Raw genomic sequence first — 14,360 nt, 5'->3', positions numbered from 1 at the left:
CATGAAAAAGGCGGCGCCGGGATGCCGGCGCCGCCTCGTTCCGTTATCGTATTGAAACCGTGCTAGGCTGGATCAGTTCCATTTGCCCATTTCGGTTTCCAGATTGGCACGGATCGCCTCGAAAAACTGCTCGGTGGTCATCCAGGCCTGATCCGGGCCGATCAGCAGCGCCAGATCCTTTGTCATCGCGCCGTTCTCGACGGTCTGGATGCAGACCTTCTCGAGCGTTTCGGCGAACTTGGTCACCTCGGGCGTGTCGTCGAACTTGCCGCGGAACGACAGACCCTGGGTCCAGGCGAAGATCGATGCGATCGGATTGGTCGATGTCGCCTTGCCCTGCTGGTGCTGGCGATAATGACGGGTCACGGTGCCGTGCGCGGCTTCCGCTTCCACGGTCTTGCCGTCGGGCGACATCAGGACAGAGGTCATGAGACCGAGCGAACCGAAGCCCTGCGCGACCGTATCCGACTGGACGTCGCCGTCATAATTCTTGCAGGCCCAGACGAACTTGCCGCTCCACTTGAGCGCGGAGGCGACCATGTCATCGATCAGACGATGTTCGTAGACGATGCCGGCGGCCTTGAACTTGTCCGCGAATTCGGCGTCGAAGACTTCCTGGAACAGATCCTTGAAACGGCCGTCATAGGCCTTGAGGATGGTGTTCTTGGTCGACAGGTACAGCGGCCATCCGCGATCCAGCGCATAGTTCATGCTAGCCTTCGCGAAGTCACGGATCGATTCGTCCAGATTATACATGCCCATCGCGACGCCGGCGCCCGGGAAATTGAACACTTCCTTGTCGATGACCTGGCCGTCCTCGCCCTCGAACACCAGGCGCAGCTTGCCCGCGCCGGGCACCTTGAAATCGGTCGCGCGATACTGGTCGCCAAAGGCATGGCGGCCGACCACGATCGGATCGGTCCAGCCGGGCACCAGGCGCGGAACGTTGCGGATGACGATGGGCTCGCGGAAGACGACGCCGCCCAGAATGTTGCGGATGGTGCCGTTGGGCGACTTCCACATCTGCTTCAGATCGAATTCCTCGACGCGCGCTTCGTCGGGCGTGATCGTCGCACACTTCACGCCGACGCCATATTCCCGGATTGCATTGGCGGAATCGATGGTGATCTGGTCGTTGGTTTCGTCGCGCTTCTGGACCGAAAGATCATAATATTTCAGGTCGACGTCCAGATAGGGGAGGATCAGGCGTTCACGGATCCATTCCCAGATGATCCGGGTCATTTCATCGCCGTCGATCTCCACGACGGGGTTTTTCACCTTGATCTTCGCCATGCGCGTCTTCGCTTTCTGCCTTGGGTGGAATATGCCGAACGCCCTAGGCAAAGCGCGCCGAATGTTCAACCGCCCAGGCGCGCCAATATGATCCCACGGCACCATTAGGGGGGATGGGTCGTTGTCAGGGCTAAGGTCTCCCCCTAAGACGGTGCCCTATGGAGAATGATGAAATCACGATAGCCGCCGGCGGCAACGTAAAATGGCGGTTTCCTTCGGTTCACCCGGAGGGGATGAAGTTCGGTCTGATCGCCGTGGCGATCACGGCGTTGCTGTTTCTGGTGGGATGGGAAATTCCCGGATGGCTGATGCTGATGGTCACCATCTGGGTATTCGCCTTTTTCCGCGATCCGGTGCGCGCGGTGCCGCAGGACGACGGCGCGATCGTCGCACCGGCCGACGGCTTGGTCACGCTCATCCAGCGCGTGCCGCCGCCCCGGGAAATGGCGGGAGCCGACGGGCTGGGCGATCAGCCGATGATCCGCGTCTCGATCTTCATGAGTGTCTTCGACGTGCATATCAATCGCACGCCAATCGGCGGAACGATCAGGCAGGTAGTGTATATTTCCGGCAAGTTCCTCAATGCCGATCTCGACAAGGCGAGTGAGGATAATGAGCGCCAGCACATACTGGTCGAGCGCCACGACGGACTGCGAATCGGGTTCACGCAGATCGCGGGTCTGGTGGCGCGGCGCATCGTGCCGTTCGTGAAGCCGGGGGACATGGTCGCTGCTGGGCAGCGCATCGGTCTGATCCGGTTCGGCAGCCGGGTCGACGTCTACCTGCCTGCCCAGGCTGCGCCGCGCGTCGTGCTGGGGCAGCGGACCGTGGCCGGCGAAACCATCCTGGGACAGATCGGCGATACACGGGTGATCGGCGGCATCCAGCAATGAGGCGGCGGCGCACCATTCCCCGGGGCCTGCGACGCGGCATCACCTTGCGCATGCTGGCGCCCAACGCAGTCACGGCGATGGCGCTCTGTTTCGGGTTGACCGGCGTGCGGTACGGTATCACCGGCGAATGGGAGCGGGCGGTCCTGTCCATCCTTTTCGCGGGCGTGCTCGATGGCCTGGACGGCAGAATCGCGAGGCTGCTGCGGGGCGAAAGCCGCTTCGGGGCTGAACTGGATTCGCTGTCCGATTCGATTGCCTTTGGCGTCGCCCCGGCCCTGATCCTTTATCTCTGGTCGCTTCAAACCATGCCGAAATTCGGATGGATTTTCGCGCTGGCGCACGCCTTGTCATGCGCTTTGCGGCTGGCGCGGTTCAATGCGAACATAGATGTCACTGTTCAGCCGCACAAATCCGCCGGATTCCTGACGGGGGTGCCGGCGCCGGCGGGGGCAGGACTCGCTTTCGTGCCACTCTATTTGTGGCTGGTGACAGGCGAGGAGATATTCCGCGCATGGTATGTGGTGGCGCCGTGGGTCGCCTTCACCGCGTTCCTGATGATTTCCAGCATCGCCACCTATAGCTGGTCGGCGCTTCGGCTACGCCGGCGCATTCGTCTGGAAGCGATCGCGGTGGCGGGCTTGCTCGCGGCCGTGTTGTTCACCGACCCTTGGCTGACGCTCCTCATTCTTTGCGTCGGCTATCTTGCGCTCATCCCGTTCGGGGTGATGTCCTACGCCAAGGTTCGCAAGCAGAAGGAGGCCGACTTGCCGGCCTGACGTCAAGCCGCAGCCGCCCGTGCGATCGGCGCGACCGACATCGGCCGGCATGCCTGGGAGGGGCGGGTCCGGCGCACGCGCAAATTATATACGGGGGGATGTTCCGGAATCGGCTCGAACAACAAGGCGGCCGCCATCTTGTCCCGATACACGACCAGCATCCATCCTATGGTGCCCATAGCGAGCAGGAATGCCGAACCGAAAAGAGCTGCTGCGATAAAAGCGAACATGATCATCACTTTCCGTCTTGCCATTTGCACGGCATGTCTCACATAAACGGTGCAAACTGCGGGAAACCGTATTTGTTCCGTTTGTTCGTGTTATGTTCTCATTTTGACGACACGTCAACCCTTGCGCTTGAACTTTTCTGCGGTTAAGGCGCCGGCCATTCCACATGGGAATCGACATATCCGGTGCCGCGGGGTGATCCCCGGTTCCTGATTCCCAGAGGTGTAACCGGAAGGAGAATGAATTATGGCGGCCCCTGTCGTCACCCTGCACCAATTGATCGAGGCCGGCGCGCATTTCGGCCACCAGACCCACCGCTGGAACCCGCGGATGAAGCCGTATATCTACGGTGATCGCAACGGCATCCACATTCTTGACCTGTCGCAGACCGTGCCGCTGTTCGCGCGCGCGCTCGATTTCGTCTCGGCTACGGTTGCCGCCGGCGGCAAGGTGCTGTTCGTGGGCACGAAGCGTCAGGCGCAGGAACCGATCGCCGATGCGGCGCGCAAGTCCGGCCAGCACTTCGTCAACCACCGCTGGCTGGGCGGGATGCTCACCAACTGGAAGACGATTTCCGGTTCGATCAAGCGTCTGAAGACCCTGGAAGAGAAGCTGTCGGGCGATACCCACGGCTTCACCAAGAAGGAAGTGCTTCAGATGACGCGCGAGCGCGAGAAGCTGGAGCTTTCGCTGGGCGGTATCCGTGACATGGGCGGCATTCCTGACGTCATGTTCGTGATCGACGCGAACAAGGAAGAACTGGCGATCAAGGAAGCCAACACGCTGGGCATCCCGGTCGTTGCGATCCTCGATTCGAACGTGTCGCCCGACGGCATCGCCTTCCCGGTCCCGGCGAATGACGATGCCAGCCGTGCCATCCGCCTCTACTGCGACGCCATTGCCGCCGCCGCCACCAAGGGCAACCGTGGTGCGCAGGAAGCTGCCGGCGTCGATATCGGCGCGCTGGACGAACCCGAAGCCGAAGAGATCGCCGCGCAGGCCTGATCCGCGGTCTTCGAACTGCAAGAATGACAGGCTAGGGCGCGCTCCACCGGACCGCGCCCTGCCGCATATTTGAAACATCCAAGACTAGGAGCCTCAACATGGCTGAGATTACCGCTGCCGCCGTCAAGGAACTGCGCGACCGTTCGGGCGCCGGCATGATGGATTGCAAGAAGGCGCTTACGGAAGCCAATGGCGACATCGAGGCCGCGACCGACTGGCTGCGCGCCAAGGGTCTGGCCGCCGCGCAGAAGAAGTCGAGCCGTACCGCCGCCGAAGGTCTGGTCGGCGTCGTAGTCGCCGGCACGAAGGGCGTGGCCGTCGAAGTGAACAGCGAAACCGATTTCGTCGCTAAAAATGATCAGTTCCAGGATTTCGTCCGGACGGTTTCGGCCGTGGCACTGGAAACCGGTGCCGTTGACGCCGAATCGCTGTCGAACGCGGCCTATCCGTCGGGAGGCACCGTTGCCGAAAAGCTGGTGTCGAACATCGCGACTATCGGTGAAAACCAGAATGTCCGCCGCGTCGGCCATGTCGAAGTGACCGAAGGCGTCGTCGTCCCCTATGTCCACAACGCCGCGGCGCCGGGTCTCGGCAAGATCGGCGTGCTGGTCGCGCTGGAAGGCAATGCGCCCGCCGATGTGCTGGAGCCGCTGGGCAAGCAGCTCGCCATGCATATCGCCGCCGCTTTCCCGCTGGCGCTGTCGGCCGCCGACATCGATCCGGCGCTGCTCGAGCGTGAGCGGGCGATTGCTGCCGAAAAGGCTGCCGAATCGGGCAAGCCCGCCGAGATCGTCGCCAAGATGGTCGACGGCGCGGTTGCCAAGTTCGCCAAGGAACAGGCCCTGCTGTCGCAGCTGTTCGTGATGGACAACAAGACTCCGGTTGCAGATGTCGTTGCCAAGGCCGCGAAGGATGCCGGTGCGTCGATCACACTGAAGAATTATGTCCGCTTCCAGCTCGGCGAAGGCATCGAGAAGGAAGTCAGCGACTTCGCTGCGGAAGTGGCTGCGGCTGCCGGCGTCTGATTGCGCGCTATGACAGGTAAGGCAGAAAGGGCGTCCTGCGGGGCGCCCTTTTTCGTGAATCGTGCGCGGCTCGTCCGTTCTTTCACAATGAAATCGGCCAGGTCTTCCGGCTCGGCAGGGACGATGCGGCGGAGCGTCCATTATGCGCACGGCCTCATCGCGCAGGCCAACGGCAATATGATGCGGGCCTCTCGCTCGAAGAACTGGCGGCCTACGAAGGTAAAAGGTTCGACGCGCCCGACAGCAACCACAGGGCCTCTCTCCCTATGGGAGATACGGCCCGTTGGCGTGCATGGTCAGAGCCCGCCAATGGGCGACAGGCCGCCGTCTCTGCCACCGTGCAGGGATGACGGTCGCGAAGCCAGGCCCATGGACTGACGCGACCGGGTGTCGGGATTTCGCCTGGCCAGCCATGAAGTCCGGTGTTTCCTCCCCGTTTCCCTTGTGCAACGGGTCCCGTGTGCGCTGGGATGCAAACGCCGCTTGGCTTTGCGACCATGCCCGACTAATGTCCCGGCCGCTTCCCCTCCCACCAAGGATGTTTTAACGCCCATGACCCGGCCTGCCTTCAAGCGCATATTGCTGAAATTGTCGGGTGAAGTGTTGATGGGGCAGGGGCAGTTCGGCATCGAGCCGGAAACCGTTGCCCGCGTCGCGGGCGAGATCGCGGCGGCCAAGGATGCCGGCTTCGAACTCTGCGTCGTCGTCGGCGGCGGCAACATCTTCCGCGGCCTTGCCGGCGCGGCGGCCGGCTTTGACCGCGCGAGCGCCGATTATATGGGCATGCTCGCCACCGTGATGAACGCTTTGGCGGTGCAGAATGCGCTGGAAAAGCTGGGTTATGACACGCGCGTGCAGTCGGCGATCCCGATGGCCTCCGTCTGCGAACCCTATATCCGGCGCAAGGCGGTGCGGCATATGGAAAAGGGGCGGATCGTCATCTTCGCGGCGGGCACCGGCAGCCCATTTTTCACGACCGATACCACGGCGGCATTACGCGCGGCTGAAATGAGCTGCGATGCCTTGTTCAAGGGGACCAGCGTCGATGGCATTTACGATGCCGATCCCAAGAAGGTGCCAGAAGCAGTCCGCTATGACGAGATCGGCTTCGATCGGGTGCTCAACGACAATTTGAAAGTCATGGACGCCAGCGCGATCGCGCTGTGCCGCGAGAATAATATTCCCATCGTCGTTTTCAACATTCGCGAAACCGGCAATCTGGCAAAGGTGCTGGCGGGACAGGGTGTGGCAACGATCGTGCAAAATCAGGAGAACTGACCATGGCCCAATATGATAAATCCGATTTGGAACGCCGCATGGCCGGTGCCCTTGAATCGCTGAAGGGCGACCTGACCGGGCTGCGCACCGGACGCGCCAATATTCAGTTGCTCGACCCCGTGACGGTCGAGGTCTATGGCGCGCATATGCCCCTCAATCAGGTCGCGACCGTGTCGGCGCCCGAACCGCGCATGCTGTCGGTGCAGGTATGGGACAAGGGCAATGTCGGCCCCTGCGACAAGGCGATCCGCTCGGCGGGCCTTGGCCTCAACCCGATCGTCGATGGCCAGACCCTGCGCTTGCCGATCCCCGACCTGACCGAGGAACGGCGCAAGGAACTGGCCAAGCTTGCCAGCAAATATGCCGAAGGCGCGCGTGTCGCGGTGCGCAATGTTCGCCGCGACGGCATGGACAGCCTGAAGACCGATGAGAAAAAGGGCGAAATCAGCGAGGATGAGCGCAAGCGGCTGGAAAACGAGGTCCAGAAGCTGACGGACAGCACCATCGCCGATATCGACGCTGCGGCAAGCGCGAAGGAAAAGGAAATCCTCGGCCAGTAAGCCGGGGCTTTCCTTTCGCGGCCAAAGCACGCATTCCTATCCGATGGCCAGCCAAGCCCAGCCCGATCTGACCAATGCTTCGCCCGCGCATGGCGCGCGCCATGTCGCCATCATCATGGATGGCAATGGCCGTTGGGCCAAGAAGCGCCTGTTGCCGCGTATCGCGGGCCACCGCGCGGGTGTGGAGGCGGTACGCCGGGTAGCGCGGGCGGCAAGGGATCTGGGGCTGGAATGCCTGACGCTCTACGCCTTCTCCTCAGAGAATTGGAAACGGCCGGCGAACGAGATTGCCGACCTGATGGGTCTGCTGCGTCATTTCATCCAGGCCGATCTGGACGAATTCCATGCCAATGGCGTACGCTTGCGGGTGATCGGCGACTATCGGGCGCTGGAGCCGTCCCTTGTCGACCTGATCGAACGCGCCGTGACCCGCACCGCCGCAAACAGCGGCCCGATCATCGCCATCGCGCTTAACTATGGTGCCCAGGATGAAATGTTGCGTGCGGCGCGGCACCTGGCGGAAAAGGCCGCCGCGGGCCGGATCGATCCGAACGAGATTGGCGTCGAACATATCGACGCCGCTTTGGATACCGCCGATCTGCCGCCGCTCGACCTGTTGATCCGCACATCGGGTGAACAGAGGCTCAGCAATTTCATGCTGTGGCAAGCCGCCTACGCCGAACTCTACTTCACCGACATGTTGTGGCCCGATTTCGACGAGCGCGCGCTGGCGAAGGCGCTGGATGCCTTCCGAATGAGGGACCGCCGGTTCGGCGGGCTTTGACCATGAGCAGCGAATTGCGGACCAGGACCATTGTTGGCGTCGCGTTGATCGGCGTAGCGCTGGGAACGCTATTGTCCGGTGGGCTTCTCTTCTGGCTTTTGCTGGTGATCGCGGGCGTCCTGATGCAAGGAGAATGGGCGGGCCTGGTCAAGGCCGGTCGTGACCATCGCCGCCTGTCCATGTACGCGGTATCCTTTCCTCTGGCGATCCTCTGTCCGCTGGCTGCGGGGCTCTCCTGGCTCGGCTTCGGACTCATGATGGGCGCCTTCTTCTTCGTGGCCATGGTGACCCGGTCCTTCCGCCTGGCGCTCGGCATACCCTATGTGTGCATCCCCATCATGGCGTTGCTTTTTCTGCGCGGGCAGGAACCCAATCTGTTCGGCCTGTTGCTGGCCTTCTGGACGTTGGCGCTGGTGTGGGCGACCGACATTGGCGCCTATTTCGCCGGTCGCGCCATCGGCGGGCCAAAATTGGCGCCGCGCGTCAGCCCGTCGAAGACATGGGCGGGATTGGGAGGTGGTGTGCTCGCTGCCTTGATCCTGGGCTTCCTGCTGCACCGGTTTGCCGGCCTGCCGATCCAGTTGGCCGCCGCCAGCGGACTGCTTGCCGTCACCGCGCAACTGGGGGATTTGCTGGAAAGCTGGATGAAGCGGCGGGCCGGCGTGAAGGATAGCGGGACGCTGCTTCCCGGCCATGGCGGGGTGATGGACCGGCTGGATGGCGTCGTTGCGGCAGCGCCGCTCGCCGCCGCGCTGTACATGCTGCTGGTGGTGCCCTGATGCGCCGGGTGTCGATCTTCGGTGCGACCGGATCGGTCGGGGTTTCCACGCTTGACCTTATCGGGCGGGAACAGGGCCGGTACGAGGTTGTCGCGCTGACGGCCAACCGCGATGCGCAGGGATTGGCAGCGGCGGCGTTGGCATGCGGCGCACAAATGGCGGTGGTGGCCGATCCCGCTTCCTATCCGGCACTCCGGGATGCACTGGCCGGTTCCGGTATCTCTGCGGCCGCCGGCGAGGACGCCCTGGTGGAGGCCGCGCGCGCGGGCGCCGACTGGACGATGGCGTCGATCGTCGGCTGCGCGGGGCTGCGTCCTACCATGGCCGCGCTGGAAGCCGGCGGCACCGTAGCGCTCGCAAACAAAGAATCTCTGGTATCCGCCGGGGATCTGATGATGCGGACGGCGACGGCATCCGGCGCGACGCTGTTGCCGGTGGACAGCGAGCATAATGCGATCTTTCAATGTCTGGCGGGCAGCGCGCTGGATGAGGTGGCGCGCATCATCCTGACCGCCAGCGGCGGACCATTTCGCACCCGCAGCCAGGCGGAAATGGCGGAAATGACGCCCGCACAGGCGGTCGCCCATCCCAACTGGTCGATGGGAGCGAAGATCAGTGTCGACAGCGCCACGATGATGAACAAGGGACTGGAACTGATCGAGGCGGCGCACCTGTTCCCCGTGGGGCTTGATCGCATCGAGATCCTCGTTCACCCGCAGTCCGTAATCCATTCGATGGTCGAATATCGGGATTGTTCGACTTTGGCGCAACTGGGCTCTCCCGACATGCGCATACCGATCGCGCATGCACTTGCCTGGCCGGACCGTATCGCTACGCCGTGCCAGAAGCTGGATCTCGCAAGAATTGGCAGGCTCGATTTCGAAGCGCCCGATGAACAGCGCTTTCCCGCCATTCGACTGGCGCGCGCCGCGGCGTCGGCGGGCGGCGCGGCGCCGGCCGTTCTGAACGCCGCGAACGAGGTAGCCGTTGCGGCGTTCCTGAATTGCGGCATCGGCTTCCTTGATATCGCCATGATTGTGGAGGATGTGTTGAACCGCTATAGCGCGCCCACGCCGCTGAGCATCGACGATGTACTCGCGGTGGACGCCGAGGCGCGCGCCGTGGCGGGCGACGTGATGGAAAGAATGACGGTTTGATCCAGAATCCTGGTTTCCTGCTGACCCTCGTCGCCTTCGTGGCGGTCATCGGACCGCTCGTTTTCGTGCATGAGCTTGGCCATTATCTGGTCGGTCGCTGGTGTGGCGTGAAGGCCGAGGCCTTTTCCCTGGGGTTCGGCCCGGAACTTTTCGCCTGGGTCGATCGCCGGGGCACGCGCTGGCGCGTGGCGGCATTTCCGCTGGGCGGCTATGTCCGTTTCAAGGGCGACATGAATGCAGCCAGCATGACAGACCCTGCCTGGCTGGAAATGTCCGCGCAGGATCGGGCTGAAAGTTTCCCGGCCAAACCCCTGTGGCAACGCGCGGCGATCGTGGCTGCCGGGCCTGCGATCAATTTCATGTTTGCCATGCTGATCCTCGCCGCATTCGCCTTCGCCTACGGCGAAAGCCGTACCCCTGCCGTGGCCGGCATCGTCCAGCCGGGCAGTGCAGCCGAGCAGGCAGGCATCCATGTGGGGGATCGCATCCTGTCCTTCAACGGGCGTCCCATGGCCACCTATACCGACATGGTCATGTATACCCGCATCCGTCCCGACGAACCGATCGAGGTCGTCATAGAGCGGGCGGGGCGGACGATGCAGATCGAAGCCCGGATCGGCTCGGTCATGGAAGATGACGGGTTCGGGCAGAAATTCCGCGTCGGTCGGCTGGGTATCGGTGCGGGAAAGCCCGTCGTGGAACCGGTCGGACTGCTGCGCGCGCCGGTCGTCGCGCTCGAACGCACGGGGCAGATCGTCCGCACTATGGTCGAAACACTCGGACAGGTGCTGGGCGGGATGCGATCGGTCAAGGAACTGGGCGGGCCGCTGAAAATCGCGCAGGTGTCGGGACAGGCCGCTACGCTGGGGCCGGAGAGCTTCATCTTCTTCATCGCGCTCATCTCGATTAACTTGGGGTTCATCAACCTGTTGCCAATTCCGATGCTGGATGGCGGGCATCTGCTCTTTTACGGAATCGAGGCGGTGCAGCGGCGACCGGTGAGCGCTCAGGCGCAGGAATGGGCCTATCGGTCCGGTCTTGCGCTGCTGATGGCGATGATGCTGCTGGTGACTTTCAACGATTTGTCGTCTTTCGGGCTGTGGCAAAGCCTGTCCGGCTTGATCGGTTGACGCGCATGGGGCAGGGAAGCGCTGCCTGACGCCGTCTGTTACGGCGGAAACATATTGCGACTTTTTTTGAGGTGGAGCGGGTGACAGCGATGATGAGCAGCAAGAGGCAGCGTCCGGTTGTCGCGGCCCTGTTGGCAACGACGATGATCGCAGGCCTTTCGGCGATCCCCGCCGTGGCACAGGATGCTGCCGTGTCCGCGTCGCCGGAGGCTGCGTCTCCCGTCGCACCGCAGGGTACGATCAGCCGTATCGACGTTACCGGCACCCAGCGGCTGGAACAGGGGACGATCCTTTCCTACACGAAGTTGCGCGTGGGGCAGGCCTTCACGCAGGAAAGCCTCGATCAGGCCCTGCGCGACCTGTACGAAACCGAATTGTTTGCAGATGTCCAGATCCGCAACGACAGCGGTGTGCTGACCATCGAAGTCAAGGAAAATCCGGTCATCAACCGGATTGTGCTGGAAGGTAACAAGCGCCTGAAGGACGAAAAGATCCGTCCGGAAATCAAGCTGTCGCCGCGCCAGATCTACACCCGCTCGAAGGTGCGCGCCGATGTGGCGCGCATCATCGAACTCTACCGGCGTCAGGGCCGTTTCGCCGCGACCGTCGAGCCCAAGATGGTGCAGCTCGACCAGAACCGCGTCGACATCGTGTTCGAAATTTCCGAAGGGCCCAAGTCCAAGGTCCGCCAGATCAACATCATCGGCAATGAAAAGTTCAGCGACGGCGATCTGCGCAGCCAGATGGTGACCAAGCAGGCCCGCTGGTTCCGCATCTTCTCCTCAGGCACCAGCTACGATCCCGACCGCCTGGCCTACGACCAGCAGAAGCTGCGCCAATATTATCTGACCGAAGGCTATGCCGACTTCCGTGTGATTTCGGCCGTGGCGGAACTGACGCCCGACAAGCAGGATTTCATCATCACCTATGTCGTCGAGGAAGGCGACCGGTACAAGTTCGGCGACGTGAAGGTCGAATCGGATATTCGCGACCTTTCGGGCGAAAGCCTGACCAAGCGCCTGCCGATGAAGAAGGGCGACTGGTACAATGCCAAGCAGGTCGAGGATACGGTCGACACGCTGAGTGAGACGGCCGGCCTGTTCGGCTACGCCTTCGCCGACGTCCAGCCGGACTTCAACCGCAACAAGGAAGATTTGACGATGGGGATTAATTTCCGCATCGCCAACGCACCGCGCGTCTACGTCGAAAGGGTCGACATCAACGGCAACACGCTGACGCAGGACAAGGTCATCAGGCGCGAATTCCGTCTGGCAGAGGGCGACGCCTTCAACAGTTTCCAGGTCAAGCGGTCGAAGGATCGCATCAATTCGCTAGGCTTCTTCCAGGAGAAGCTGGATGTGGAGCAGAAGCCCGGGTCCGCGCCGGATCGCATCGTGCTGGAAACCAACGTTCAGGAAAAGTCGACCGGCGAACTGTCGCTTTCGGCTGGTTTTTCCTCACTGGAGCGCTTCATCGTCGCGGCATCCATCACGCAGCGTAACTTCCGCGGCAAGGGGCAGGAACTGCGGACTTCGGTCAATTATTCGGCCTATTCGAAGTCTGTGGAAGTAGGTTTCACCGAACCCTATTTCATGGACAAGAATATTGCGCTGGGCGGCGACATTTATCGCCGCGATCTCAACAGTTTCCGGTATCTGACCAGCAATACGCGCGATACCACCTATGAACAGAGCACGACAGGCTTCCAGATCCGGGCCGGTGTGCCGCTGACGGAATATATGTCCCTCGCCCTGCGCTACAGCCTCAATTTCGACGACGTGACGCTGGACAAGGACACCTATTATTCCGACACGAACGGCGACGGGACTATCGAATGCGATCCGCTTATCGCCGGACGATATCTGTGCGACGCGATCGGCAAACGCACGACTTCGTCCGTCGGTTATTCGCTGATCTACGACACGCGCGACAACCGCATTCGTGCGACGCGCGGTCATAATGTCGTGCTCAGCCAGGATTTTGCCGGCCTGGGCGGCGACGTCAAATATGTGAAGACGCGCCTGTCCGCATCCAAATACTGGCCGCTGGGCAGTGGCTTCATCTTCTCCCTGTCGGGCGAAGGCGGTTATATCCACAGCCTTGAAGGAAAGCGGATCGACGCCTCCGGCGCGGAAGTGGACAAGGTCCGGCTGACCGACCGCTTCTTCCTGGGCGAACCGCAGATCAGGGGCTTCGACATCCGCGGCGTCGGCCCGCGCGTGAAGCGCTATTATCTGGTCGAGGATCCGGATAACGCGGGCAGCTACATTCGCAACAGCAGCAACAACAATGTCTCCGACGACGCGCTGGGCGGCCGTATCTATTATATGGGCCGCGCCGAACTGGAAATTCCGCTGGGATCGGGCGCGCGGGAAATGGGGCTGCGGCCATCCATCTTCGCCGACATCGGCGCTGTCGCGGGATTGAAGAGTCCGGGATTGATCAACGGGGACGGAAAGTTCGCTGGCTATTGTTCGGTGGTTACCGGCACGATCGCGCCGGGCACCGGGGGTACGCCAGTCAAGACGCCGACATCCTCTACTACAGAGCGCGCGAAGACTCTGGGCAGTTGCAACAGCACCTCCGTATCGACGCCGACGACCTATACCGACGTGACCTATTCGGGCGGCGGCTTTGAGGAAGTCTATCTCGGCGACACGCTCAAGCCGCGCGTCTCGGTCGGCTTCGGTGTCAACTGGAACTCGCCCTTCGGCCCGTTCCGCATCGATATCGCCAAGGCGCTGCTGAAAGAACCAGGGGACGACGCAAAACTCATCACCTTCAATGTAGGAACCCAATTCTGATGAAGATCTTTGTTAATGCCGCAGCGTTCGCTCTTGCGCCGCTGACCGCCATCGCACTGACCGCCGCGCCGGCCGCCGCCCAAACCAAGTCGGGTCTGGCCGTGGTCGATCTGGAAGAAGCCGTCGCCAAAAGCACGGCCTACACCACCGCGATGACGCAGATGCAGACCACCTACAAGCCGCAGATCGATCAGATCGGGACCCGCCGCACAGCGATCGAGGCCGATCTCAAGGCAAAGAATGACGCGCTTCAGGCGGCCTACAAGGCGGCCGGCAACAAGTCGACGCCTGCGATCGAGACCCAGTTCCAGCAGCTTCAGCAGGCCCAGCAAAATGGTCAGGCTGAATTGCAGCGTCTGACCCAGCCGGTGGCTCTGGCCCGCGCTTATGTCGAACAGCAGATCGTCGACAAGCTGGACGATGCGCTGAAATCCGCGACCGCCAAGACCAAGGCCGAGATCGTCTTCAAGAAGGGCGCGACCGAAAGCTTCGCCGCCGGCGCCGACATCACGCCGAGTGTCATTACCGAACTGAACGCGCTCGTGCCGAGCGTCAGCATTACGCCGCCGGCCGGCTGGCAACCCGGTCAGGGCCAGGGTGCGGCGGCTCCGGCTGCCGCAACGCAGGCACCGAAGTCGCGCTGAAACA

14 protein-coding genes are annotated in these 14,360 nt (G+C 62.2%); 12 read left to right on the top strand and 2 right to left on the bottom strand.

The window, feature by feature from the left end; translation table 11 throughout:
• Positions 1 to 72 precede the first annotated feature (72 nt).
• Positions 73 to 1,293, bottom strand: a complete 1,221-nt coding sequence (locus J3E64_RS11585; protein WP_253342954.1) for an NADP-dependent isocitrate dehydrogenase — start codon at positions 1,291 to 1,293, stop codon at positions 73 to 75.
• Positions 1,294 to 1,451: 158 nt separating this feature from the next.
• Between J3E64_RS11585 and J3E64_RS11580 the strand changes: the two genes are divergently transcribed.
• On the top strand, positions 1,452 to 2,186 hold the full coding sequence (locus J3E64_RS11580) for a phosphatidylserine decarboxylase (RefSeq protein WP_253342952.1): 735 nt from the start codon (positions 1,452 to 1,454) through the stop codon (positions 2,184 to 2,186).
• Positions 2,183 to 2,962: a phosphatidylcholine/phosphatidylserine synthase gene (locus J3E64_RS11575; RefSeq protein ID WP_253342950.1), complete on the top strand. Its 780-nt coding sequence runs from the start codon at positions 2,183 to 2,185 to the stop codon at positions 2,960 to 2,962. The genes J3E64_RS11580 and J3E64_RS11575 overlap by 4 nt, the downstream gene beginning before the upstream one ends.
• Positions 2,963 to 2,964: 2 nt before the next feature.
• On the opposite strand, the gene J3E64_RS11570 is transcribed toward J3E64_RS11575, so the two are convergent.
• Positions 2,965 to 3,192 (bottom strand): hypothetical protein, encoded by a 228-nt coding sequence (locus tag J3E64_RS11570; protein ID WP_253342948.1) that lies wholly within the window; start codon positions 3,190 to 3,192, stop codon positions 2,965 to 2,967.
• A gap of 244 nt (positions 3,193 to 3,436) precedes the next feature.
• Here J3E64_RS11570 and rpsB point away from each other — a divergent pair, with 244 nt between their 5' ends.
• The 10 genes from rpsB (at position 3,437) to J3E64_RS11520 (ending at position 14,356) form a co-directional block, all read left to right on the top strand.
• Positions 3,437 to 4,195 (top strand): 30S ribosomal protein S2, encoded by a 759-nt coding sequence (gene rpsB, locus J3E64_RS11565; protein ID WP_253342946.1) that lies wholly within the window; start codon positions 3,437 to 3,439, stop codon positions 4,193 to 4,195.
• 98 nt (positions 4,196 to 4,293) lie between these two features.
• Positions 4,294 to 5,220: a translation elongation factor Ts gene (gene tsf / locus J3E64_RS11560; RefSeq protein ID WP_253342943.1), complete on the top strand. Its 927-nt coding sequence runs from the start codon at positions 4,294 to 4,296 to the stop codon at positions 5,218 to 5,220.
• A gap of 552 nt (positions 5,221 to 5,772) precedes the next feature.
• Positions 5,773 to 6,498 carry a UMP kinase gene (gene pyrH / locus J3E64_RS11555; protein WP_253342941.1) on the top strand — a complete coding sequence of 242 codons (726 nt, stop codon included), beginning with the start codon at positions 5,773 to 5,775 and terminating at the stop codon, positions 6,496 to 6,498.
• Positions 6,499 to 6,500: 2 nt separating this feature from the next.
• Positions 6,501 to 7,058: a ribosome recycling factor gene (gene frr, locus J3E64_RS11550; RefSeq protein ID WP_253342939.1), complete on the top strand. Its 558-nt coding sequence runs from the start codon at positions 6,501 to 6,503 to the stop codon at positions 7,056 to 7,058.
• A 43-nt stretch (positions 7,059 to 7,101) separates the two neighbouring features.
• On the top strand, positions 7,102 to 7,842 hold the full coding sequence (locus tag J3E64_RS11545) for an isoprenyl transferase (RefSeq protein ID WP_253342937.1): 741 nt from the start codon (positions 7,102 to 7,104) through the stop codon (positions 7,840 to 7,842).
• A gap of 2 nt (positions 7,843 to 7,844) precedes the next feature.
• Positions 7,845 to 8,621, top strand: a complete 777-nt coding sequence (locus J3E64_RS11540) for a phosphatidate cytidylyltransferase (RefSeq protein ID WP_253342935.1) — start codon at positions 7,845 to 7,847, stop codon at positions 8,619 to 8,621.
• Positions 8,621 to 9,778 (top strand): 1-deoxy-D-xylulose-5-phosphate reductoisomerase, encoded by a 1,158-nt coding sequence (locus J3E64_RS11535; protein WP_253342933.1) that lies wholly within the window; start codon positions 8,621 to 8,623, stop codon positions 9,776 to 9,778. Before J3E64_RS11540 ends, J3E64_RS11535 begins: the two co-directional genes overlap by 1 nt.
• Positions 9,775 to 10,908, top strand: a complete 1,134-nt coding sequence (gene rseP / locus J3E64_RS11530; protein WP_253342931.1) for an RIP metalloprotease RseP — start codon at positions 9,775 to 9,777, stop codon at positions 10,906 to 10,908. Before J3E64_RS11535 ends, rseP begins: the two co-directional genes overlap by 4 nt.
• A gap of 89 nt (positions 10,909 to 10,997) precedes the next feature.
• Positions 10,998 to 13,712, top strand: a complete 2,715-nt coding sequence (gene bamA, locus J3E64_RS11525; RefSeq protein ID WP_253342929.1) for an outer membrane protein assembly factor BamA — start codon at positions 10,998 to 11,000, stop codon at positions 13,710 to 13,712.
• On the top strand, positions 13,712 to 14,356 hold the full coding sequence (locus tag J3E64_RS11520) for an OmpH family outer membrane protein (protein WP_253342928.1): 645 nt from the start codon (positions 13,712 to 13,714) through the stop codon (positions 14,354 to 14,356). Before bamA ends, J3E64_RS11520 begins: the two co-directional genes overlap by 1 nt.
• The last annotated feature ends 4 nt before the right edge of the window (positions 14,357 to 14,360 follow it).

Origin of the sequence: Sphingobium sp. OAS761, assembly GCF_024168485.1 — a bacterium.
In the GTDB taxonomy this organism is placed as follows: domain Bacteria; phylum Pseudomonadota; class Alphaproteobacteria; order Sphingomonadales; family Sphingomonadaceae; genus Sphingobium.
Note: the sequence above shows the minus strand (reverse complement) of the source record. Positions and strands in the feature narration are given on the sequence as shown.